The sequence below is a fragment of the Millisia brevis NBRC 105863 genome, from assembly GCF_001552615.1.
Lineage (GTDB): Bacteria > Actinomycetota > Actinomycetes > Mycobacteriales > Mycobacteriaceae > Millisia > Millisia brevis.
Genome location: NZ_BCRN01000002.1, coordinates 391,001 through 413,160, shown reverse-complemented (window position 1 = coordinate 413,160; position 22,160 = coordinate 391,001). Strand labels below are relative to the sequence as shown.

The following is a 22,160-nucleotide window of genomic DNA, read 5'->3' as shown; positions in this document are numbered from 1 at the left end:
TCGATCACGGTTCCTTCTTGGTGATGTCGACGCCCGGAGCCGCCACCGTGGCGGCGCCTACCGGCTGGGCGGCGGTCTTCTTGTTCCGGCCCGCACGCATGCGCTTCTCGAGCAGCGTGGCGATGCGGGTCAGGGTCGAGTTCAGGACGATCATGATCGCGGCGACCACGATCAGCGACGGCAGGTAGTTCTGGAAGTACGCACCGATCTGCTGGCCGGCGCGGACGACCTCGATGTAGCCGATCAGGTAGCCCAGGGCCGAGTCCTTCAGGGCCACAACCATCTGCGAGACGATCGCGGGCAGCATCGCGGTGACGGCCTGGGGGAGCAGGATCAGGCGCATGACCTGGCCCTTGCGCATACCCAACGCCTGCGCGGCCTCGGTCTGACCCTTCGGTAGCGACTTGATGCCGGCGCGCACGATCTCGGCGATGACCGAGCCGTTGTACAGCGTCAGACCGGTGACCACCGCCGCCAACGCCAACTGGCGGGTGGGGAAGAGGCGGTATTCGGCGAAGACCTGGTACATGAAGATCATCAGGATCAGCACCGGCACGGCGCGGAAGACCTCGACGATCGTGCCGGAGATGATCCGCACCCACCGGTGATCGGACATCCGGGCGATGCCCAGGACCGCACCGAGCACCAACGCGAAGACGATCGACAGCGCGGCGGCGATCAAGGTGCCCTGGATACCGGGCAGCAGATACGTCGTCCAGGTGGTCGACTCGAGGAACGGCGACCACTTGTCCCACGTCAGCTGGCCCTTGTCGTCGAGCGCCCGATAGATGAAGAAGGCGATCACCAGCAGGACCAGGCCGACACCCACCGACAGCAGGTTGTTGCGCACCCGAGCCTTGGGACCCGGTGCGTCGTAGAGAACAGTTGCGCGGCTGCTCATCGGCTCGCCACCTCCAAGCGCTTCCCGATGTAACCGAACAACAGGCCGGTGGGCAGGGTCAGGATCATGAAGCCGAGGGCGAACAGACCACCGATCACGAAGATCGCGGCCTCGTTCTCGATCATCTCCTTCATCAGCAACGCCGCTTCCGAGACGCCGATGACCGCGGCGACCGTGCTGTTCTTCGTCAGCGCGATCAGCACACTGCCCAGCGGGGCGATCACCGCGCGGAAGGACTGCGGCAGGACGATGTAGCGCAGGTTCTGCGTGAAGGTCAGCCCCAGCGAACGACCGGCCTCCGACTGTCCGACGGCGACGGTATTGATACCGGCCCGCAGCGACTCGCAGACGAACGCGGCCGTATAGATCGCCAGGCCGAGCACGGCGAGCCGGAAGTTGTTGGTGTTGATGAACGTCCGCGATTCCTCCGGCGCCAGCGCGACACCGAGGGTCTGATACAGACCGAAGGAACAGAAGACGATGATCAGCGTCAGCGGGGTGTTGCGGAAGATCGTCACGTACGTCGCGCCGAACCAGCGGGCCACCGGGATGGGCGACACGCGCATCGCGGCGAGGATCGTGCCGATGACCAGCGCGCCGATCCCGGCCAGCACGGTGAGTTGAATCGTCACCCAGAAGGCGTCCAACATCTGGCCCCAATACTGGGACAGGATATTCATGCGTACCTCATCTCGGCCGGACCCTCGGGTTCAGCGGTGGTGAATCAAGACCGGTGGGCTTGTCGAGGACCGGGCGACGGTTCGCAGTGGCGAACCGTCGCCCGGTCGAGCTCGAACAGGTGAGGTCAGTAGCGATCGACCGTCGGCGGCTCCGGCATGGCGTAGCCGGACGGTCCGAGGTTGGTCTCGAAGGCGTCCGCCCAGGCGCCGGAACTGATCATTTCCTCGATGGCGTCGTTGATCGCGCTGCGCGAGGTGTCGTCGCCCAGGGCCAGGCCGATGCCGTAGTTCTCGGTCGAGAACGGCTCGCCGACCAGCTTGAACTCACCGGGGGACTGCGCGGCGAAGCCGGCGAGGATCACGTCGTCGGTGGTCACCGCGTCGACGGCGCCGTTGCGCAGCGCCTCGACACATGCGGAATAGGTGTCGAATTCCTGCAGCTGCACGTCCTGGGCGTATTCGTCCTTGACGCGCTGGGCCGGGGTGGAGCCGGTCACCGAGCAGAGCCGCTTGCCGTCGTTGAGCGACTCGGGGCCGGTGATGTCGGTGTTGTCCTCACGCACCAGCAGGGACTGCCCGGCGGTGAAGTACGGGCCGGCGAAGTCGACCTTCTCCTTGCGCGCGTCGGTGATCGAGTAGGTGGCGACGATGTAGTCGACCTCGCCGTTCTCGATCAGCGTCTCGCGCTGGGCCGAGGGGGCCTCGCGGAAGGTGATGTTCTCCGGCGTGACACCCAACTGATCGGCGACGTACTCGGCGACCGCGATGTCGAAACCGGTCAGCGTGCCGTCGGGCTGACGCAGACCCAGACCCGGCTGGTCGTACCGCACACCGATGGTGAGGTTGCCTTCGGCGGCATGCTCGGTCACGGTGCCGGCATCGCCGCCGCCACCGCAGGCGGTGGCCACAAAGCCGATCGCCAGGGCGCCGACTGCCATGCGGGCCTTTGCTGTGAGTCTCATCGTTACCTTTCTTCGTGGATCAGCCTGGAACGGTCATCGAGATCGCGGGCCGGGCGGCTGATCGAGAAAACCCGCTGTGGTGGGACGTCGGAGGATGCGAACGACGTCGGAATCAGTGACTGAGGATCTTGCCGAGGAAGTCCTTGGCGCGATCGGACCGGGGATTGTCGAAGAAGGACGTCGGATCGGTGTCCTCGACCACGGCGCCGTCGGCCATGAAGATGACCCGATCCCCGGCGCGGCGGGCGAAGCCCATCTCGTGGGTGACGACCAGCATCGTCATGCCCTCCTTGGCCAGCGAGGTCATCACGTCGAGCACCTCGTTGACCATCTCGGGGTCGAGCGCGGAGGTCGGCTCGTCGAAGAGCATCACCTTCGGCGCCATCGCCAGCGACCGGGCGATCGCGACACGCTGCTGCTGACCACCGGAGAGCTGGGCGGGGTACTTGTCGGCCTGGCTGGCGATGCCGACCCGGTCGAGCAACTCCATCGCCCGCTTCTTGGCGGCGTCCGACTTCTGCTTGCGCACCTTGAGTGGGGCGAGCATGACGTTCTCGACGATCGTCTTGTGGGCGAAGAGGTTGAACGACTGGAAGACCATGCCGACGTCGGCGCGCAGCTCGGCGAGCTTGCGTCCCTCGGAGGGCAATTCGATGCCGTCGACGCGGATCGTGCCGCTGTCGATCGGTTCGAGACGGTTGATCGTGCGGCACAGCGTCGACTTGCCGGAGCCCGACGGTCCGAGCACGATCACGACCTGGCCGGCGGGTACCGCCAGGTTGATGTCCTTCAGAACGTGCAGTGCGCCGAAGTGTTTCTGGACATCGACCATCTCGATCATCGGAGTTCCGGAGCCGGCGGGTGTCTCGTCGGTGGTGCTCATGGGGCATGACCCTATGCGTATTCGGAGCAATGTGATCGTAATCGGATACACATCGGTGGCTCCCGTAACGGAAAATTTATGAAAGCGGGTCTTGTGCACCGAGGCCTTGTCGGTGTGGCGGATGGCGCCGAAGACGGTCGCGCAGCGCTCCGGGAGGGGTCGATCGGGGTCGCACGGCGGGCGGAACGGTACGCCGGGAGGGACCGAATCGACGCCCGGTCGTACCCTGAACGGGTGGAAAACAGCGCCGTAACCGTCCTGGCGCCGATGTCTTCCGTTGCGGTTGCCGCGCCCTCGGCCCCCGAATCTCCGACCTACCGTATTCGGACCTTCGGGTGTCAGATGAACGTGCACGACTCGGAACGGATGTCCGGCCTGCTCGAGGACGCCGGGTATGCCCCCGCTCCGGAGGGCCAGGACCCCGACCTCGTCGTCTTCAACACCTGCGCCGTGCGTGAGAACGCCGACAACAAGCTCTACGGCAATCTGAGCCATCTCGCGCCGATCAAGGCGGAGCGCCCCGGCATGCAGATCGCGGTCGGTGGCTGCCTGGCGCAGAAGGACCGCGAGACGGTCCTGAGCCGCGCGCCGTGGGTCGACGTGGTCTTCGGCACCCACAACATCGGCTCGCTGCCCACCCTGCTGCGCCGCGCCCAACACAATGCGCAGGCCCAGGTCGAGATCGTCGAATCGCTCGAGCAGTTCCCATCGGCGCTGCCGGCCAAGCGCGACTCCGCCTACTCCGGGTGGGTGTCGATCTCGGTCGGTTGCAACAACACCTGCACCTTCTGCATCGTCCCGGCCTTGCGCGGCAAGGAGATCGACCGCCGCCCCGGCGACATCCTGGCCGAGGTGGAGGCATTGGTGGCCGAGGGAGTCCTCGAGGTCACCCTCCTGGGACAGAACGTCAACGCCTACGGCTCGTCCTTCGCCGACGCCGATCTGCCGCGCGACCGCGGCGCCTTCGCCGCCCTGCTGCGGGCCTGCGGATCGATCGAGGGCCTCGAGCGGGTGCGTTTCACCTCGCCGCATCCGGCGGAGTTCACCGACGACGTGATCGCGGCGATGGCCGAGACCCCGGCGGTATGCCCGGTCCTGCACATGCCGCTGCAATCGGGGTCGGACCGCATCCTGCGGGCGATGCGTCGGTCCTACCGCCGCAAGCGGTTCCTCGACATCCTCGAACGGGTGCGCGAGCGGATGCCGCACGCGGCGATCACCACCGACATCATCGTCGGCTTCCCCGGCGAGACCGAGGAGGATTTCCAGCAGACCCTCGAGGTGGTCGAGGCGGCGCGCTTCGCCAGTGCCTACACCTTCCAGTACTCGCGCCGTCCGGGGACACCGGCGGCCGATCTGCCGGATCAGGTCGACCCGAAGGTGGTGGGGGAGCGCTACCGCCGCCTGACCGACCTGCAGGACCGCATCGCGCTCGAGGAGGGCACGAAGCTGATCGGCAGCGTCGCGGAGGTCCTCGTCTCCGCGGACACCGGCCGCAAGGGTGCGCATACCGAGCGGTTGACCGGCCGCGCCCGCGACGGTCGGCTGGTGCACTTCGCCGCCGAGGGCGTCGACCCGCGCACCGCGCCGATTCGTCCCGGTGACGTCGTGACCGTCGAAATCACCGCTGCCGCACCGCATCACCTGCTCGCCGATGCCGGGGTGCTCTCGCATCGTCGCACCCGCGCCGGGGACAACCACGACGCCGGACGCAAGCCGAATACCCCACCGATCGGTATCGGGCTGGGTTTGCCCGGTGTCGGCCGACCGGCGCAGGAGCCGGTGGCGTCCGGCTGCTCCACGGGCGGCTGCGGCTGATGATCGACCGGCCGGACAAGTCGGCCCTCGACCACTTCGAATCGGAGTTGGCCGGGGTGGAACGGCGGCTTGCGGCCGAGATCGATCCCGGGCTGCGCGCGATGGTCATCGCCGCCCTGGTGGTGATCATGGTGGTGGTCACCGTGCTGCCCTGGGCGGGCACCGCCAACGGGTGGGACGTGCTCGCCGACTCCGGCCATTCCGAGGCGATCCACTTCGCGGTCCCCGGCCGAATCTTCGTCGGCTTGGTCATCCTGTCGGCGGTCACCTCGACGCTCGCGCTGGCGCTGCGCCGCTGGGGGATCGCCTGGCTCGCGGCTGCCTTCACCGCCCTGGCCGCCCCCGCCGGGCTGCTGGCGATCTGGACCCGGCAGACCCCGCCGCCGGGTATGGACGCCCCCGGCCCGGGTATCGGTTTGATCCTGACCTGGGCGGTGGTGTTGGTGCTGCTCACCCAGTGGCTCGCGGTGGTCTGGCGGCGCCCCTCGGTCGACACGATCGACGGTCGAACGCCGGGATCACCACTGTCCTGATCCCGGTCGCTCGACCGCACGAACTAGCGCCGCGTTCGCACTATCGGTCGGCCACCGCGGAGGCGGCCGCCTCCGCCCACTGACGCCACTGCTCGACCTGGGGGCGCAGCTTGTCCGCATCCCTGGCCCGCCCGGCCGCTTCGGCGCGGGCCAACTGATCCTCGAGATGAGCCAGCCGCTCCCGGAACTGGTCGGCGCGGGCGTCGGCCTCCGGATCGGTGCGCTTCCACTGGGCGTCGGTGGCGTCGCGGACCCGCTTCTCGTAGGCGCGCAGCCGGCCCTCGAGGTCGGCCATCCGGTTGCGCGGCACCTTGCCGATCTCGTCCCACTGGTCGCGGATGCGTCGCAACGCCGTCCGGGCGCCCTCGAGATCGGTGCCGGGGTCGACGGCGTCGAGTTCCGCCAGCAGCAGATCCTTCTGCTCGCCGTTGCGGGCGAACTCCTCGTCCAGGGCGGCGTCCGCGGCCGAGCGGGCCGCGAAGAAGATGTCCTGCGCCCCCTTGAACCGCGCCCACAGCGCGTCGTCGACATCGCGGGACGCCCGACCGGCCGCCTTCCACCGGGTCAGCAGATCCCGGTAGGCGGTCGAGGTCTGCGCCCAGTCGGTCGACGACGACAGCGCCTCCGCCTCGACGACCAGGTCCTCCTTGGCCGAACGCGCCGCCGAGCGGTCCCGATCGAGCTGGGCGAAATGGGAGCCGCGGCGTCGATTGAAGGTGTCGCGGGCCTTCGCGTACCGCTTCCACAGCACGTCGTCGACCTTGCGATCGACACCGCGGATCGACTTCCACTCGTCGAGGATCGTGCGCATCCGGTCGCCGGCGGTCTTCCAGTCGGTCGACTCGTTGGCGATCGTCTCCGCCTCGGCGGCGAGCTCCTCCTTGCGGGCGGTTCGTTCGGCCTTCTGCCGCGCCTTCTGCGCGCCCGCCTCCCGCGAGGTTTCCTGCGCGGATTCGACGATCGACGTGAGGCGCCGTTCGAGCGCGTCGACGTCGCCGATCACCGCGGCGTCCGGCAGGCCCTCGAGCAGGCCGCGCGCCGCGCCTACCGTCTTGGACGCGTCACCGGTCCCGGCGGACAGCCGGTTCTCGAGCAGCGCAACCTCGGTTTCGAGGTCCTCGAACCGTCGGACGAAGTGCGCCATACCCTCCTCGGCGTCACCGGCCTGCCAGGAGCCGATATTGCGTTCGCCGGCCGCGGTGATCAACCAGACGGCGCCGTCGGGATCGATGCGGCCGTGGCTGCGCGGATCGGTGGTCGCCGGCCGAGGGGCCGGATGAGGTGTCACATGCTGGGCGACGGCAGCGGGGGAGGGTGCCGGGCGAGGCGGGCCGGGTTTGGCATGTCCACCGGGCAGCGGACCCGGTCGAGGGCCGGGGGTGGGCGTCGGTCGTGTCGACGGCGCGGCGGTTGCCTGCGGCTCCACCGGCGCGGACTCCGGCTCCGCCACTGTTTCCGACTCCGATGCAGGTGCAGCCGTCTCCGGCGGCGTTTCGGCTTCGGGAGGTGACACTGCGATCTCCGGGCCTGCTGCGATCTCCGGGCCTGCGGGGATCTCCGTGCCTGCGGGCTCCTGCGGCGTCCCGAGCGCGGGCTGCTCGTCCCGTTCGCTCCGGTCGTTGACACTCGTTGCGGTCATGGTCCTCGCTCCTTCGCCGCGCGACACGGCTGCCATCCGTCGCATCCGGCCGGGTGGGGCCCTCGTGCTGCCGGTCACCGGTCGATGCGAAGCTCCGGCTCCCATTGAACATCAGTGCTCGCCCGGTGTGCGCACGGTTCGGCGCTTATGTCGTGTCGGCTTGCTGCCTGCGGCCTCCCCGGGGTGCTCGACTACCGTGAGACGCCGTGCTGGCTGGGGTTGTTCTCATACCGGGACCACCGCTGCTGGTGCCCGAGCTGATCGGGTCGGCGGCGGCCGAGACGGCGGATCTGCGCGCTGCGGTGCTGTCCGCCGGCGCGGCGATCGCCGACGTCGACCGCTGGATCGCGGTCGGCGTGGCCGGCGGCGGCGAGGTCGTCGGCGTCTTCGGCCCGGACACGGTCGGCACCTATCGGGGATTCGGCGCGGAGGTGACCGTGCGCTTGGGCCCGGCGGATCCGCCCGATTCCGACGAGGCCCCGACCCCCGACCCCGGACCCCCCGATCCCGGAGTCGCAGACACCGAATTGCCCGGCTCCGGAATTCCCGGCCCCCGACGTCCGGACCCCACCGTGCCGCTGGCCGCCCTGACCGTCGGATGGCTGCGCGATCGCGTCGCACCGCGGGTGCCGGCCCGGGTGCTGATCGCGGCACCCGAACCGACCGCCGGCGAACGCTCGGATACCACGGACCACCTGATCGCCGCGATGGTCGGCGGCGACCGGGTCGGATTCGTGATCGTCGGCGACGGTGCCCGCACCCTCACCGAACGCGCGCCCGGCGGACTGCACCCGGACGCCGCGACCGTTCAGCGCCGACTCGACGACCTGTTGACCACAGCCGACCTGGCCGGGCTCGGGGCGCTCGACGAGCAGGAGTGCACGCGGGTCGGCGTGGGGTCCACCGCGGCCTGGCGGATCGGCGCCTCGGCGGTGGCCGCCCTCGGCGAGCCGGTGGTGCCCCGCGAGCTCTATCGGGGCCATCCCTTCGGCGTCGGATATTGGGTGGGCACCTGGTTGCCGGAGGGGATGTGACCACCCCGATCCGTCCGATCGCGGTGATCGGACCGACCGCCACCGGCAAATCAGATCTGGCCCTCGACCTGGCCCAACGCCTCGACGGTGAGATCATCAACATCGACGCGATGGCCCAGTATCGCGGCATGGACATCGGCACCGCGAAGGTTCCCGTGCCGGAACGCCGCGGTATCGCCCACCACCAGATCGACGTGCTCGACGTCGTCGATACCGCCACCGTGGCCCGCTACCAGCAGGCCGCCGAGGCCGATATCGAGGCGATCCGCGAGCGGGGCCGCCGGCCGGTCATCGTCGGCGGCTCGATGCTCTACGTGCAGGCATTGCTCGACGGATGGCAGCTTCCGCCGACCGATCCGGCCGTGCGTGCCCGCTGGGAGGAGGTGCTGCGGATCGGCGGCACCGAGGCCGTGCTCGCCGAACTGCGGCGCGTCGACCCGGTGGCCGCGGCGACGATCCTGCCGACCGACGGGCGCCGGCTGGTCCGGGCGGTCGAGGTGGTCGAGCTGACCGGTCGCCCGTTCGCCGCCTCCGCTCCCACCAAGGGGCAACCGCGCTGGGAGACCCACCTGATCGGCCTCGACCGCGAGACCGAACTGCTCGACTCCCGCATCGCGCTGCGCACCGAGCGCATGTTCGACACCGGGCTGATCGAGGAGGTCGAGCAGCTGATCCCGCTGGGGCTGCGCGACGGCGTCACCGCCCGCCGGGCGATCGGCTACGAGCAGGCCCTCGAGGTCCTCGACGGCACGATGACCCGCGCCGAGGCGATCGAGACCACCGCCGCCGGAACCCGTCGCTATGTCCGGCGGCAGCGTTCCTGGTTCCGGCGCGACCCGCGGATCGTCTGGTTCGATCCCGGGGCCGACGACCTGCTCGCCCGGGTTCTCGACGGCCTCGCCGCCGCGGGGGAGTGACCCGCGGCCCCGGCCTGCGACCGCCCCGCCCACCGCGATGCGAGAATGGGGGGATGCAGATCAGTGGCGCCCCGACCGGTGGCAACGAGGATGTCGCCTTCCTGAAGGGACACGGCACGCAGAACGACTTCGTCGTCCTGCCGGATCCCGATGCGCGCCTCGACCTGTCGCCGGAGATCGTCGCTGCCATCTGTGACCGCCGCGCCGGCCTCGGCGGCGACGGCATCCTGCGGGTCGCCCGCGCCGGCGCCCTGCTCGACGCCGGTGTCCTGGCCGAACTGCCGGACGGTGTCGACGCCGCGCACTGGTTCATGGACTACCGCAACGCCGACGGCTCGATCGCCGAGATGTGCGGCAACGGGGTGCGCGTCTTCGCGCACTACCTGATCTCGGCCGGCCTGATGCCTTACAACGGCACCGTGGTGGGGTCGCGCGCCGGAGCCCGCCCGGTGGTCGTGCACCACCACCGCGGCCCCGAAGCCGATATCTCGGTGTCGATGGGGCCGGTGCGGCGCCTGGGTACCTCGACCGCGGTGCTCGACGGCCGGGTCTACGAGGGCCTGGGCATCGACGTCGGCAACCCGCATCTGGCCTGCGTCGTCGACGGTCTAGACGCCGCCGGCCTCGCCGAGCTCGACCTGACTCACCGGCCGGATGTCGACGACTCCTTCTTCCCGGCCGGGGTGAACGTCGAGCTGATCACCCCGCCGCGCGACGGCGCGGTCGCGATGCGCGTCTTCGAACGCGGCGTCGGTGAAACACGTTCCTGCGGAACCGGTGTCATCGCCACGGCGGCCGCGGCGTTGGCCTTCGAGGGGGACAGCGAGGGCACGGTCGCGGTGCGCGTGCCCGGCGGACTGTTGGAGGCCCGCATCGACGAGGACGGCTCCATCCTGCGCGGCCCCTCGGTGCTGCTGGCCTCCGGCACGATCGATCATCGCTGGTGGGCGGCACAAAAACCGCATGCATCGACCGTTGCCGCCGTGGGAACATGAAGAAGATATGACTGAACAACCACAGCAGTACCACGAGTCGACCGAGGCCGAGTACGCCGAGTCCACCGGGACCGCGCGGCTGTCCGCCGCGCCGGAACATACGGCGCCGGAGCACGCCGGGCCGACTCACCCCCTCGACGAACCGCCCCGCCGATATGCGCGCTCCGAGCCGTCGGTGGGCGAACTGCAGCTCGCCGAACGCGACGCCCTGCGCCGCGTCAACGGGCTGTCGACCGAACTCGACGACGTCACCGAGGTCGAGTACCGGCAGCTGCGCCTCGAACGGGTCATCCTCGTCGGCGTCTGGACGTCCGGATCGGTCAAGGAGGCCGACGCGAGCATGGCCGAGCTGGCCGCCCTCGCCCAGACCGCCGGGTCGGTGGTCCTCGAAGGGCTCGTCCAACGCCGCGACAAGCCGGACCCGGCCACCTATATCGGCTCCGGCAAGGCCGAGGAGGTGCGCGCCGCCGTCGTCTCGACCGGCGCCGACACCGTGATCTGCGACGGCGAGTTGACCCCCGCCCAGCTGACCGCCCTGGAGAAGATCGTCAAGGTCAAGGTCATCGACCGGACCGCGCTGATCCTCGACATCTTCGCCCAGCACGCCACCTCCCGCGAGGGCAAGGCTCAGGTGGCCTACGCGCAGATGGAGTACATGCTGCCCCGGCTGCGCGGCTGGGGTGAGTCGATGTCCCGGCAGGCCGGTGGCCGCGCCGGCAGCAACGGCGGCGTGGGTCTGCGCGGACCCGGTGAAACCAAGATCGAAACCGACCGGCGCCGGATCCGCGAGCGGATGGCGAAGCTGCGTCGGGAGATCCGCGGCATGAAGCAGGCCCGCGACACCATGCGGGCCCGCCGGCTGGAAGGGGCCGCGCCGCTGGTCGCCATCGTCGGCTACACCAACGCCGGCAAGTCGAGCCTGCTCAACGCGCTGACCGGCGCCGGAGTGCTCGTCCAGGACGCCCTCTTCGCCACCCTCGACCCGACCAGCCGGCGGATGACCTCGCCCGGCGGGCGCGAGGTCGTCATGACCGACACCGTCGGATTCGTGCGCCACCTGCCGACCCAGCTGGTCGAGGCGTTCCGTTCGACGCTCGAGGAGGTCGCCGACGCCGATCTGCTCCTGCACGTCGTCGACGGCTCCGACCCCGATCCGACCGCCCAGATCAGCGCGGTGCGCCAGGTTCTGCGCGAGGTGCTGGAGGGCGACGACCGGCGGCATCCGCCGGAGTTGATCGCGCTGAACAAGGCCGACGCCGCCGACCCGGTGGTCCTGGCCGGACTGCGCAGCCTGCTTCCGGAATCGATCGTCGTATCGGCGGCCGACGGCACCGGCATCGAGGAGTTGCGGGAACGAATCGGCGCGGTGGTCGACGCCGACGAGGTCTCGCTGGATCTGGTGGTGCCCTACGAACGCGGCGACGTGATCTCCCGGCTGCACCACGCGGCCCGGGTCACCCAGACCGCCCACGAAGCCGACGGCACGCACGTCCGGGTCCGCGTTCCCGCGGGTCTGGTTCCTTCGCTGCGCGAGTTCGTTCGGTCGACGTGAGATATCGACGGCCGAGGTGGGCGGCGGGGGCCGCTTGGGCCGTCGTCTGCCTCTGCCTGGGGATGGCTCCGGCCGCCGCGCAACCCGCGGAAACGCCGGATCCGTCGGCCACCCAGACGTCCGCCGGCTCCGAGGTCTACTGCACCCCGGACGACCCGGGCCTGGTGGAACTGTCCGGGCTGACCGTGGTCGGCGACACGATCTACGCCGTCGGCGACAGCGGCAACGACGATCGGGTCGCGGCCATGGACAGCTCCTGCCAGGTTCTGGAGTGGATTCCCAACCCGATCGACCCCTACGACGTCGAGGACATGACCTATCGGAACGGCCGACTCTGGCTGGCCGATATCGGTGACAACGCCGGGGTTCGGGACACGATCGCGATGACCGATCTGAACCTGACCGACCGCACCGGCGCCGTGCACCGCATGACCTACCCCGACGGGCCCCGCGACGCCGAGGCGATCCTGCTCGAGGCCGACGGCCGCCCGGTGGTGATCACCAAGGACGCCGGCGGCAACAGCGAGATCTTCACCGCCGACGTCCCGGTGGAGGACCTCGCCGCGCCCGGTCCCACGCCGATGCGGGCGGTCGGGCCCTTCGTGGTGACCTCGACCGGCACCGAGGGCGGTCCACCGCTGATCGACGGATCGCTGATGGTGACCGGCGCCGCCATCGACGCGTCCGGCACCGTCGCCGCGGTGCGCACCTATACCGACCTCTACCTCTTCCGGATCGGCGACGGCGGGGTCGCGCAGTCCCTGCTCGGTCCTCCCGCGCTCGTCGTGCCGCTGCCCGCGCAGCCGCAGGGGGAGGCGATCGCCTTCCTCGACAACGGTGACCTGCTGGTGGCGTCGGAGGGCGGCACCCGGCAGGCGACCCAACCGATCGCGGTGGTGCGTGGGGTCGTCGACATGGTCGCTCCCGCGGATATCGCGGAGCCGGTCGCCGACGGATCGGTGAGCCCGTCCGGCGCACTGATCTTCGCGTTGTCCGCGACGGTCCTGCTGATCGGCGTCTCGGTGCTGTTGGGCCGTCGCTCGCGGCGTCGCGCCGCCGAGGAGGACGACGCCTATGACATATCCGACGACGTGGACGACGAGATCGCGGCCGAGGATCGGGCGCTGCCCTTCGATCCCGACGATCCGTACGCCCTCGACCCGACCGACACCGACGCGTCGAACGCGAAGGGTGGGCGCGGCCGTCGATAGCCGAACGCCGCGCTGCCGTTGCGGATCGCAACGACCATTACCCCGGTCCCTGGTGCTACAGAGTTCGGAGGCTGTCCGGTGGTATCACCACGCGCTGGTCAGATCGGTCTGCCCGAAGTCCTCGCCTTTGAACAACAACGGGGCGTTCGCGAGCTTGGCGGTCGCGTAGGAGAAGCAGTCCCCGAGGTTCAGGCCGGCGGGGTGACGTCCCTTTCCGAATCGGCGCCACGCCGTGATGGCTGTTCGCGCGTGATCGGCGTCCACCGGCACGACGGTCGCGGCGACGCCGTCGAGTAACAGTTCGAGATCCCGCGCAGCGTCGGGTCCCTGCTTGGCTTCCACGACGATGCCGGACTCGACGACCGTGGCAGCGCCGATGAGGACCTGCTCACCGTGCATACGGGCGAGGTACCGTTCCGCGTCGTCTTCACCCAGCACGATCGCGACCAGCGCCGACGTGTCGGTGACGATCACGCGGGCAGGCCCCGATCGTCGTAGCCGAGGATCGTGTCGGCACTGCGGTCGTCGATCGTCGCTCGCGCGCGCCCCCGCGCGATGATCGCCTCCAGGCCTGCGGCAGTCACGGCGGACTGTCGTGCTCGAAGAGCCGCGAGTTTCTCCTCGATCGCTTCCCGTAGCGCAGTTGTGATCGGCTTGCCGGTGAGCTGGGCGAGTTCGCGGGCCAACCGATCGGTCTCGGGATCCTTGATGTTGAGCGCCATCTAGGAAGATTATCATGTTGAAAGGAAGATATCGATCCTCCTCAGTTGGGGTGGACGTGTTCGGCGTCAGCCGGGCAGGTGTCCTTTGCGGCGGAGACGATCACTCCCGCGATCGGTGCGTTTCGGATCGTCCGGAGCCCTGGATCGTCTGTCACGCCTTCGTGCGGCGTATCGCTGCGGTCGATGTCTGGCGGCAGCCGAAACAGTTCGCACACATTGCTTCGGTCACGAAAGGTGCTCGCTCCGGTCCTGTCGGTGTCCGGCATCACGTTTTAGCCTGCATGTGGTCGGGCGGGCCGCCATGCGCGCCGGCGCCGACGAGCCATCGACATCGCCCTTCGAGGAGAGCCAGTGGAACGTACCCTGTTCGACGCCGAACACGACCTGTACCGCGAGTCCTACCGCAAGTTCCTCGGGCTGAATGTCGCCCCCAACCACGATCGTTGGGAGGAGCAGAACATCGTCGACCGGGACGTCTGGATCGAAGCCGGTAAGCAGGGCTTTCTGGGGATGGCGGTTCCGGAGCAGTACGGCGGCGGCGGTGTGCGCGACTTCCGGTACAACGCGATAGTCGGCGAGGAGAACACCCGCGGCCACTACGGCGGCCTCGGCTTCACCCTGCAGAACGACGTGGTCCAGCCCTATCTGACCGAGCTGTCCAACGAGGAACAGAAGCAGCGGTGGCTCCCCGGCTTCTGTAGTGGCGAGATCATCACCGCGATCGCGATGACCGAGCCGGGTACCGGCAGCGACCTGCAGGGCATCAAGACCCGCGCGGTCCGCGACGGCGACGACTGGGTGCTCAACGGCTCGAAGACGTTCATCACCAATGGCATCAACTCCGACCTGGTGATCGTCGTGGCGCGCACCGATCCGGAGAAGGGCTCCCAGGGCTTCAGCCTGCTGGTGGTCGAGCGGGGGATGGCCGGCTTCGAACGTGGTCGCAATCTCGACAAGATCGGCCTCAAGGCCCAGGACACCGCCGAGCTGAGCTTCACCGACGTGCGGATCCCCAAGGAGAACGTCCTCGGTGAGGAGGGCCTGGGCTTCATCTACCTCATGCAGAACCTCCCGCAGGAGCGGTTGTCGATCGCCGTCGTCGCGGCCGCCGCGATGGAGTCGGTGCTCGAATCCACCAGCCAGTACGTGCGGGACCGCAAGGCGTTCGGCAAGCCGATCGGTGCCTTCCAGAACACCCGCTTCGAGCTGGCGGATCTGGCGACCCAGACCACGATCGCCCGCGTCTTCGTCGATCGCTGCATCGAGCTGCTCAACGAGGGCAAGCTGACGGTGCAGGAGGCCGCCATGGCCAAGTGGTGGACCACCGATGCGCAGGTCAAGCTGATCGACCGGTGCCTGCAGCTGCACGGTGGCTACGGCTACATGAAGGAGTACCCGATCGCGAAGGCCTTCCTCGATTCGCGGGTGCAGACCATTTACGGCGGCACCACCGAGATCATGAAGGAGATCATCGGGCGCGGGATGAACCTCGCCTGACCTTCTCGAACCGCTCCGCGTCCCCGGCATCGCATAGGTGCCGGGGACGCGTCGTTGCGGGCGATGGTGCTCGGCGGGTGGGAGACCGATAGGGAACAATCGAACCGGTCCGACGCCGAGGTGACAACGACGATGGAGGTGCTGTCCCGTGCCGGATACGAACCCGACGGCCCCGGACGATCCCGATAACAGGCCGGATCCCAGCGGCCGGTGGATACCTTCGCCGCTGGTCGGTGGCCTGTACACGGTGATTCTGCGGTACTGCCGGCGCCGGATCGGGGACACGGGGCACGCCGGCGAACTCGCCGATCGTGTCGCCGAGGACCTGGCGGTTTCGACGATGGTCGCCCTGTCCCGGATCGCGGAGGCCGACGGCCCGGGCGAACCATCGCTGCCCGATGCCCTCGACGCCGCCGAAAGCGAGCTGTCCGCAGCCGGGATTCCGCCCCGGGGGTACCCGGACCGTCGGGCGCTGCTGTCGAAGCTGCCGGACCATCAGCGCGACATCGTGACGCTTCTGGTCGTGGTGGGCATGTCCGCCGAGGAAACCTCCAAGGTGGTCGGCTGGAACGCGGGGGCCGTGCGGGTCGCAGGTCACCGCGGAATGGCCAAGCTCAAGCGAATGCTGGGAGGCCCCGACGACCCGGACTGATACCGACGGACCCGGACCGATACCGACGACCCGGACCCGAACCGGCGCCGTCGGTGTGCGAGCGCCGTCAGTCATCCGCGACGCGCGGCGCCGTGCGCATGGTGTCCCCGGCCCGCGCGGCAAAGGCCACCGCGGTGGCGGTGATCGTCCGGTGCATGACGTCGACCGCCGCCGTGGGCGCGACGTCCGACGGACGATGCAGGCTGATCACGCGCGTGAGCGTCGGCTCCTCGAGCCGTACCGAACGCAGGCCGGGGCGATCGATCAGGACCATCGCCGGCACGATCGCCACGCCGAGGCCGCGCTCGACGAAGCGCAGCACCGCGTCCATCTCCGCCCCTTCGAGCACCACGTTCGGTGTCAGGCCCGCTGCGCGGAACGCGTCGTCGGTGGTGCCCCGCAGGTCGTACGACGAGCTGAAGACGATCTGCGGCAGGCCCGCGACGGCGGCGAGGTCGATCGTGGCGCCGGAGACCACCGCCGGTCGGGCGGCGGAGGAGATCACGACGAGTTCCTCGACCAGTAGCGGCGTCACCGTGAAGCGCTCGGCGGGCGCGGCGTCCGAGGTGGTGATGAGCGCCAGATCGAGTTCCCCACCGGCCAATTCATCGAGGAGCCGCCGCGATCCCCGCTCGGACAGATGTAGTTCGACCGCCGGGTAAGCCGCGTGGAAGGTGCTCAGCACCTCGGCGACGAGACTGATGCACAGTGTCGGCGTAGCCCCCAGGCGGACCCTACCGCGCTGCAGGCCGGCGAGTTCGGCCAACTCCCGGTGGACGGTCTCGGCGTCGGCGAGCATCCGCCGCGCCAACGGCAGCAGTAGCTCCCCGGCACCGGTCAGCGTGCTTCCGCCGCGAGCCCGATGGAACAGTTCGGCACCGAGATCACTTTCCAGAGTGGAGATCTGCCGGCTCAGCGACGGTTGCGCCAGGTGCAGCCGGTCCGCCGCCCGGGTGAAGTTGCCGATCTGCGCCACCTCCACGAAGCTGCGCAACTGTTCGAGGTTCACCTCGATAGCATATCCGTATCGAATCAACCAGAAATATGCATTGGAGTAATGCAGAGGTCGTCCTTACCTTTGGAGTGATGAGCACCCCGGACCATCGGATATCCACAACCGAACGCCAAATGTCCACTACCGTCCTCGTCGTCGGCACCGGAGGCTCCGGACTGCGGGCCGCGATCGAGCTGGCCGAAGCAGGCATCGACGTCCTCGCCCTGGGCAAGCGGCCGAAGATGGACACCCACACCTCGCTGGCCGCCGGTGGGATCAACGCGGCCCTGGCCACCATGGATCCCGACGACAGCTGGCAACAACACGCCGCCGATACGCTTCAGGAGAGCTATCTGCTGGCCAACCCTCGCACCGTCGAGATCGTCACCTCCGGCGCGGCGCGGGGGATCGAGGACCTCGAACGGTACGGAATGCCGTTCGCCCGCGAGGCGGACGGCCGCATCTCGTTGCGCTTCTTCGGCGCACATACCTACCGCCGCACGGCATTTGCCGGCGACTACACCGGCCTCGAGATCCAACGCACCCTGATCAATCGGGCGGCGCAGCTGCAGATTCCGATCCTCGACAGCGTGTACGTCACCCGCATCCTGGTCAACGACGACGGCGCCGTCTTCGGCGCCTACGGGTTCGACATCGAAAACGGCACAAGGTATCTCATCCACGCGGATGCGGTGATCCTCGCGGCGGGCGGGCACAACCGCATCTGGCGGCGTACCTCGTCCCGCCGGGACGAGAACACCGGCGACTCCTTCCGGCTGGCCGTCGACGCGGGTGGTCGGCTGCGTGATCCGGAGCTGGTGCAGTTCCACCCGTCGGGCATTCTCGAACCGGAAAACGCAGCCGGAAGCCTGGTTTCCGAGGCGGCGCGTGGTGAGGGCGGCATCCTGCGCAACGGCCTCGGCGAGCGCTTCATGGGCAATTACGATCCGCAGCGCCTCGAACTGTCGACCCGCGACCGGGTCGCGCTGGCCTGCTACACCGAGATCAAGCAGGGGCGCGGCACCCCGAACGGTGGTGTGTGGCTCGATGTTTCACACCTACCCCGGCAGACGATCATGACCCGGCTGCCGCGGGTCTACCAGACGATGCTCGAGCTGCAGATGCTCGACATCACCAAGGATCCGATCGAGATCGCACCGACCGCGCACTACTCGATGGGTGGGGTCTGGGTGCGTCCCGAGGACCATTCCACGGACGTGCCGGGGCTCTACGCGATCGGCGAAGCCTCCTCGGGTCTGCACGGGGCGAACCGGCTGGGCGGCAACTCGCTGATCGAACTGCTCGTCTTCGGCCGCATCGTCGGGCAGGCGGCGGCCGCGTACTCCGCGGGGCTGTCCGCTCAGAAGCGGTCGTCGGACGCGGTCGCCCGGGCGCGAGCCGAGATCGCGGACCTGCTGTCCACCGACGGTCCGGAGAATGTGCGGGCCCTGCAGCGGGATATCCGCAATACGATGACCGAGCATGCCGGTGTCGTCCGCGACGAGGCGGGCCTGCGGACCGGTCTGGCGGAACTCGACGCGATCGAGGCCCGCATGGCCGATATCGGTGTGCATCCGGACATCGCCGGCTACCAGGATCTCGCGCACGCCTTCGACCTGAAGTCCGCTGCGCTGGCGGCGCGCGCGACCCTGCTGGCCGCCCTCGAACGTCGCGAGACACGCGGCTGCCACAATCGCAGCGACTACCCGGACCTCGACCCCGCCCTGCAGGTCAACCTGGTGTGGTCGCCGTCGACCGGCGTCGTACGCGAGCCGATTCCGGAGATCCCCGCCGCCATCGCCACGCTGATGCGCGACGACATCTCGGTCGCCGGGAAGCTCGTCGAATAGCGGTGACGCGCGTCTGTCGGGCGCTCAACCACGGCGCCCGACACGCGCGCGACCGGATCAGATCTTGCGCACGACGGTGACGACCTTGCCCAGGACCACCGCATCCGTGCCGTCGATCGGCTCGAAGAGGTCGTTGTGGGGGAGCAGCCAGACCTGGCCGTCGGTGCGCTTGAAGGTCTTGACCGTCGCCTCGCCGTCGATCATCGCCGCGACGATGTCGCCGTTGTCGGCGACGTTCTGCTGACGCACGACCACCCAGTCGCCATCGCAGATCGCCGCGTCGATCATCGATTCACCGACGACCTTGAGCAGGAAGAGCGACCCCTCGCCGACCAGCTCGCGCGGCAGCGGGAAGACCTCCTCGACCGCCTGCTCGGCGAGGATCGGACCACCGGCGGCGATCCGACCGAGGACCGGCACGAACGCCGGAGTGGGCAGCGGATCGCCGTCGAAGGTCGACGACGAGTCGTCGACGCCGCGCACGTCGACCGCGCGGGGACGGTTCGGATCGCGGCGCAGGAAGCCCTTGCGCTCCAGCGTCCGCAGCTGATGGGCGACCGAGGACGTCGAGGTCAGGCCCACCGCATCGCCGATCTCCCGGATGCTCGGCGGGTAGCCGCGCTCGGCGACCGAGGCGCGGATGACCTCGAGGACCCGCCGCTGACGATCGGTCAGCTCGGAGACGTCGAGGGAGGGCGCCTCCTCCTCCACGACCGCCGGGCCCTCCGGGCGCAGCCGGGTCACACCGGCGGTGGCGTGATCGTCGGCCTCGTCCGAGGCGCCGTGAGTATCCCGGGTGGTCGGCATGCTGGGCTCCCTGTGTCGCTGGTCGGTCGGCGCGCGGCCGACCGGATCGGATCGAGGGATCCGTCCTGCGCCGGTCGTGGCGTCGTTGGTCTCGAATCTAGTCGCACCCATCGCCCTGATCAAACAGATGTTCGAGGCGTGTCGCGGATGGTCGGCGAACTTTTCCGGTGAACTTGTCGGCCCCCCGTGATAGAAATCGAACAGACGTGCAATCGAACGTCTGATCGAATACCGGCGGCCGGGGGTCGCCGAACCGGCGAAGGGACGGATCATGACACAGGCACTGATGCGTATCGATGGACACACCGCGGACTCCGCCGAGCGGGCCGACGGCGCGCTCGCGGTTCGGCCTGCACGGATCGCGCCGCCGCGCGGTACCACCGCCGACGTGGCGTTCACCGACGTGGCGTTCGCCGACGGATCGGTCAGTTACCTCGACAGCTACCGGTACCGCCGTCCGGTTCCCCGGCGGCGCTCGTCGATGGTCGACGTCGATCGGTCGCGCGAGCGGGAGGTCGTCACCGCGACGCGGGCCACCACCACGATCGTCATCGATGAGACGCCGTTGATTCGCCTGATCCGCACCGTGGTGATCGCGCTGCTGGTGGCGACGGCGTGCATGCTGCTGGTCTGGATCGCGAACCTGCGCGCCACCCCGATCCCGGAGGGGCCGGCTCCGCTGCCGGTCGCCGCGGTGGTCTCGGTGGACTCGTCGGCGACGGTCGGCGGGTGACGAGGTCCGATTCCCGTCGGAGCCCCCGGATGACGCCGGGAGGGGTGAGGGGCTCGAGCACCCAGGCTGAGCAGGGTATTCTCGGAATGCGTACCCGGCCGAAATGGTCGGTCCAGACGTGGTCGAGAACCGAGGGGTTGCGCATGTTCTGCCCGTTCTGTCGTCATGAGAACTCCCGCGTGGTCGACTCGCGCGAGGCGGACGACGGGAACGCGATTCGCAGACGACGACAGTGCACCGCATGCGGGCGGCGCTTCACCACGGTGGAAACCGCGGTCCTGGCCGTGGTGAAGCGCAGCGGCGTCACCGAACCCTTCAGCCGGGACAAGGTGATCCAGGGTGTGCGGCGCGCCTGCCAGGGGCGGGATGTCAACGAGGACCAGCTCGCCCTGCTGGCGCACCGGGTCGAGGACACCGTGCGGGCGTCCGGTTCGGCGGAGATCCCCAGCCACGAGGTGGGTTTGGCGATCCTCGGACCGCTGCGCGAACTCGACGAAGTCGCCTACCTGCGGTTCGCATCGGTCTACCGGTCTTTCAGCTCCGCCGAGGACTTCGCCCGCGAGATCGAGGAATTGCGTTCCCTGCGGCAGCGGGATGGCGACCGTGGGGGCGATCTGGATTCGCATCTGGCTACAGGCGGCGCGTCTCCGCGTTAGATCTACGTCCATCTGGGATGGCAGCGGGTAGGGTCCTTGCAAAGGAATGGCGAGCGGAGGACTGAGCCAGATGGCTAAGACGATCACACTCTTCAATAATAAGGGTGGCGTTTCCAAGACTACGACTTGCTTTAATCTTGGCTGGATGCTAGCCTCCCGCGGTCTACGGGTGATAATGGTAGACGCTGATCCGCAGTGTAATCTCACTGGGATGGTATTGGAGCTAAGTGCTGAAGATGCCCTAGAGGAATTCTACAATGTGAATCCGGGAGTGAATCTAAAGGAAGCCCTAGAGCCCGCATTTAAGTCGCGACCTGTTCCGCTTCAGCCGGTTGATTGTATCCCGGTTCCCGGTCGAGATGGGCTCTATCTTATTCCGGGTCATATTGCTCTATCCGAGGATGAAACATCCTTGGGAATAGCGCAGCAGCTCTCGGAGTCTTTGCAGGGGTTGAGAAATCTTCCTGGCAGCTTTTCTCATCTCTTTAAGATAACAGCTGATAAATATGATGCCGATTATGTAATAGTAGACCTCAGCCCGGGGTTGGGGGCGATTAATCAAAACCTCGTTGCGACCTCTGATTACTGCTTGGTTCCCTGCAGTCCGGATATTTTCTCGGTGATGGCGATCGACTCCCTTGCGAGAATCCTTCCTAGGTGGATGGATTGGGCCAGGAGAGCGAACAAATTGGAAGTTCTAGCGGAGGCAGACTACCCTTTCCCGGAACCGCGCTTGAAGTTTCTCGGCGTGGTTGTGCAGCGGTTCCGAGTTCGCAGCGGAAAGCCGACCCAGGCTTTTCAAAAGTACTTCGACAAACTAAATGAAGCTATTCTGGATTCTCTAGTGCCGGCCCTAAGAAGAACCGATTTGCTGCTTTCGGCGACGAAGTACCGGGATTCTGGAATGGATTCTCACTATGTACTTGCCGAAGTTCCTGACTTCAATACGTTGATCGCTCATTCGCAGCAAACGCGAAAGCCGGTTTTCGCACTGACGCGAGAGGATGTCGGTCGCGGAGGCAGGCTTTGGTCGAACCAAGAGGCGAGCATTGATAGCTTCCGGGACACGTTTGAAGAACTCGCTCAACGGGTCATCAAGTTGACTGACGGTTCCTAGGTAGAAA

General features: G+C 68.2%; 23 protein-coding genes. 13 read left to right on the top strand and 10 right to left on the bottom strand.

Going from position 1 to position 22,160, the window contains the following annotated elements; translation table 11 throughout:
• Positions 1 to 4: 4 nt before the first annotated feature.
• From MB1_RS04595 to MB1_RS04580, 4 genes are all read right to left on the bottom strand, one after another.
• A complete protein-coding gene (locus tag MB1_RS04595) occupies positions 5 to 901 on the bottom strand; it encodes an amino acid ABC transporter permease (protein WP_066904032.1) in 897 nt (298 codons plus the stop codon).
• Positions 898 to 1,581 carry an amino acid ABC transporter permease gene (locus tag MB1_RS04590; protein WP_066904030.1) on the bottom strand — a complete coding sequence of 228 codons (684 nt, stop codon included), beginning with the start codon at positions 1,579 to 1,581 and terminating at the stop codon, positions 898 to 900. The genes MB1_RS04595 and MB1_RS04590 overlap by 4 nt, the downstream gene beginning before the upstream one ends.
• 125 nt (positions 1,582 to 1,706) lie before the next feature.
• Positions 1,707 to 2,543, bottom strand: coding sequence for a glutamate ABC transporter substrate-binding protein (locus MB1_RS04585; protein ID WP_066904028.1), 837 nt, complete (start codon positions 2,541 to 2,543; stop codon positions 1,707 to 1,709).
• A 112-nt stretch (positions 2,544 to 2,655) separates the two neighbouring features.
• Positions 2,656 to 3,384, bottom strand: coding sequence for an amino acid ABC transporter ATP-binding protein (locus MB1_RS04580; RefSeq protein ID WP_169801599.1), 729 nt, complete (start codon positions 3,382 to 3,384; stop codon positions 2,656 to 2,658).
• Positions 3,385 to 3,693: 309 nt separating this feature from the next.
• Between MB1_RS04580 and miaB the strand changes: the two genes are divergently transcribed.
• Together miaB and MB1_RS04570 are read left to right on the top strand one after the other, a co-directional pair.
• A complete protein-coding gene (gene miaB, locus MB1_RS04575; protein WP_066904313.1) occupies positions 3,694 to 5,244 on the top strand; it encodes a tRNA (N6-isopentenyl adenosine(37)-C2)-methylthiotransferase MiaB in 1,551 nt (516 codons plus the stop codon).
• A complete protein-coding gene (locus MB1_RS04570; protein WP_066904024.1) occupies positions 5,244 to 5,777 on the top strand; it encodes an Rv2732c family membrane protein in 534 nt (177 codons plus the stop codon). The genes miaB and MB1_RS04570 overlap by 1 nt, the downstream gene beginning before the upstream one ends.
• 40 nt (positions 5,778 to 5,817) lie before the next feature.
• On the opposite strand, the gene MB1_RS04565 is transcribed toward MB1_RS04570, so the two are convergent.
• The gene (locus MB1_RS04565; protein ID WP_084350849.1) at positions 5,818 to 7,416 is read right to left on the bottom strand and encodes a DUF349 domain-containing protein; all 1,599 of its coding nucleotides are present in this window, start codon (positions 7,414 to 7,416) and stop codon (positions 5,818 to 5,820) included.
• Between the two features lie 206 nt (positions 7,417 to 7,622).
• On the opposite strand from MB1_RS04565, the gene MB1_RS26280 reads away from it, so the two are divergent.
• The 5 genes from MB1_RS26280 to MB1_RS04540 all read left to right on the top strand — a co-directional run bounded on the left by MB1_RS26280 (position 7,623) and on the right by MB1_RS04540 (position 13,125).
• Entirely contained in the window at positions 7,623 to 8,450 is an 828-nt protein-coding gene (locus tag MB1_RS26280; protein ID WP_157083898.1) for a class III extradiol ring-cleavage dioxygenase family protein, read from the top strand.
• Entirely contained in the window at positions 8,447 to 9,367 is a 921-nt protein-coding gene (gene miaA / locus MB1_RS04555) for a tRNA (adenosine(37)-N6)-dimethylallyltransferase MiaA (RefSeq protein ID WP_066904020.1), read from the top strand. The genes MB1_RS26280 and miaA overlap by 4 nt, the downstream gene beginning before the upstream one ends.
• A gap of 53 nt (positions 9,368 to 9,420) precedes the next feature.
• Positions 9,421 to 10,362 (top strand): diaminopimelate epimerase, encoded by a 942-nt coding sequence (gene dapF / locus MB1_RS04550; RefSeq protein WP_066904018.1) that lies wholly within the window; start codon positions 9,421 to 9,423, stop codon positions 10,360 to 10,362.
• A 7-nt stretch (positions 10,363 to 10,369) separates the two neighbouring features.
• Positions 10,370 to 11,914: a GTPase HflX gene (gene hflX / locus MB1_RS04545; protein WP_084350845.1), complete on the top strand. Its 1,545-nt coding sequence runs from the start codon at positions 10,370 to 10,372 to the stop codon at positions 11,912 to 11,914.
• Positions 11,915 to 11,976: 62 nt separating this feature from the next.
• Complete coding sequence (locus tag MB1_RS04540) at positions 11,977 to 13,125, top strand: hypothetical protein (protein WP_066904016.1); 1,149 nt, start codon at positions 11,977 to 11,979, stop codon at positions 13,123 to 13,125.
• A gap of 84 nt (positions 13,126 to 13,209) precedes the next feature.
• Here MB1_RS04540 and MB1_RS04535 read toward each other — a convergent pair whose 3' ends face one another.
• Genes MB1_RS04535 through MB1_RS25535 form a run of 3 tightly spaced genes read right to left on the bottom strand, consistent with a single transcriptional unit; the run spans position 13,210 to position 14,113 of the window.
• The gene (locus MB1_RS04535; RefSeq protein ID WP_218000184.1) at positions 13,210 to 13,599 is read right to left on the bottom strand and encodes a type II toxin-antitoxin system VapC family toxin; all 390 of its coding nucleotides are present in this window, start codon (positions 13,597 to 13,599) and stop codon (positions 13,210 to 13,212) included.
• Positions 13,596 to 13,847, bottom strand: coding sequence for a type II toxin-antitoxin system VapB family antitoxin (locus MB1_RS04530; protein WP_066904014.1), 252 nt, complete (start codon positions 13,845 to 13,847; stop codon positions 13,596 to 13,598). The genes MB1_RS04535 and MB1_RS04530 overlap by 4 nt, the downstream gene beginning before the upstream one ends.
• A 41-nt stretch (positions 13,848 to 13,888) precedes the next feature.
• Entirely contained in the window at positions 13,889 to 14,113 is a 225-nt protein-coding gene (locus tag MB1_RS25535; RefSeq protein ID WP_157083897.1) for a hypothetical protein, read from the bottom strand.
• Between the two features lie 85 nt (positions 14,114 to 14,198).
• Between MB1_RS25535 and MB1_RS04525 the strand changes: the two genes are divergently transcribed.
• Both MB1_RS04525 and MB1_RS25530 read left to right on the top strand, forming a co-directional pair.
• Positions 14,199 to 15,344, top strand: a complete 1,146-nt coding sequence (locus MB1_RS04525) for an acyl-CoA dehydrogenase family protein (protein ID WP_066904012.1) — start codon at positions 14,199 to 14,201, stop codon at positions 15,342 to 15,344.
• 148 nt (positions 15,345 to 15,492) lie between these two features.
• Entirely contained in the window at positions 15,493 to 15,996 is a 504-nt protein-coding gene (locus tag MB1_RS25530; protein WP_157083896.1) for a sigma factor-like helix-turn-helix DNA-binding protein, read from the top strand.
• Positions 15,997 to 16,063: 67 nt separating this feature from the next.
• On the opposite strand, the gene MB1_RS04515 is transcribed toward MB1_RS25530, so the two are convergent.
• Positions 16,064 to 17,005, bottom strand: a complete 942-nt coding sequence (locus MB1_RS04515; protein ID WP_066904008.1) for a LysR family transcriptional regulator — start codon at positions 17,003 to 17,005, stop codon at positions 16,064 to 16,066.
• A 77-nt stretch (positions 17,006 to 17,082) separates the two neighbouring features.
• On the opposite strand from MB1_RS04515, the gene MB1_RS04510 reads away from it, so the two are divergent.
• A complete protein-coding gene (locus MB1_RS04510) occupies positions 17,083 to 18,840 on the top strand; it encodes an L-aspartate oxidase (protein WP_218000183.1) in 1,758 nt (585 codons plus the stop codon).
• 57 nt (positions 18,841 to 18,897) lie between these two features.
• On the opposite strand, the gene lexA is transcribed toward MB1_RS04510, so the two are convergent.
• Positions 18,898 to 19,647, bottom strand: a complete 750-nt coding sequence (gene lexA, locus MB1_RS04505) for a transcriptional repressor LexA (RefSeq protein WP_084350910.1) — start codon at positions 19,645 to 19,647, stop codon at positions 18,898 to 18,900.
• A 271-nt stretch (positions 19,648 to 19,918) separates the two neighbouring features.
• Here lexA and MB1_RS04500 point away from each other — a divergent pair, with 271 nt between their 5' ends.
• The 3 genes from MB1_RS04500 (at position 19,919) to MB1_RS24880 (ending at position 22,153) form a co-directional block, all read left to right on the top strand.
• On the top strand, positions 19,919 to 20,380 hold the full coding sequence (locus tag MB1_RS04500; RefSeq protein WP_066904004.1) for a hypothetical protein: 462 nt from the start codon (positions 19,919 to 19,921) through the stop codon (positions 20,378 to 20,380).
• A gap of 143 nt (positions 20,381 to 20,523) precedes the next feature.
• A complete protein-coding gene (nrdR, locus tag MB1_RS04495) occupies positions 20,524 to 21,036 on the top strand; it encodes a transcriptional regulator NrdR (RefSeq protein ID WP_066904002.1) in 513 nt (170 codons plus the stop codon).
• A gap of 46 nt (positions 21,037 to 21,082) precedes the next feature.
• Positions 21,083 to 22,153, top strand: a complete 1,071-nt coding sequence (locus MB1_RS24880; protein ID WP_369406845.1) for a ParA family protein — start codon at positions 21,083 to 21,085, stop codon at positions 22,151 to 22,153.
• Positions 22,154 to 22,160: the final 7 nt, after the last annotated feature.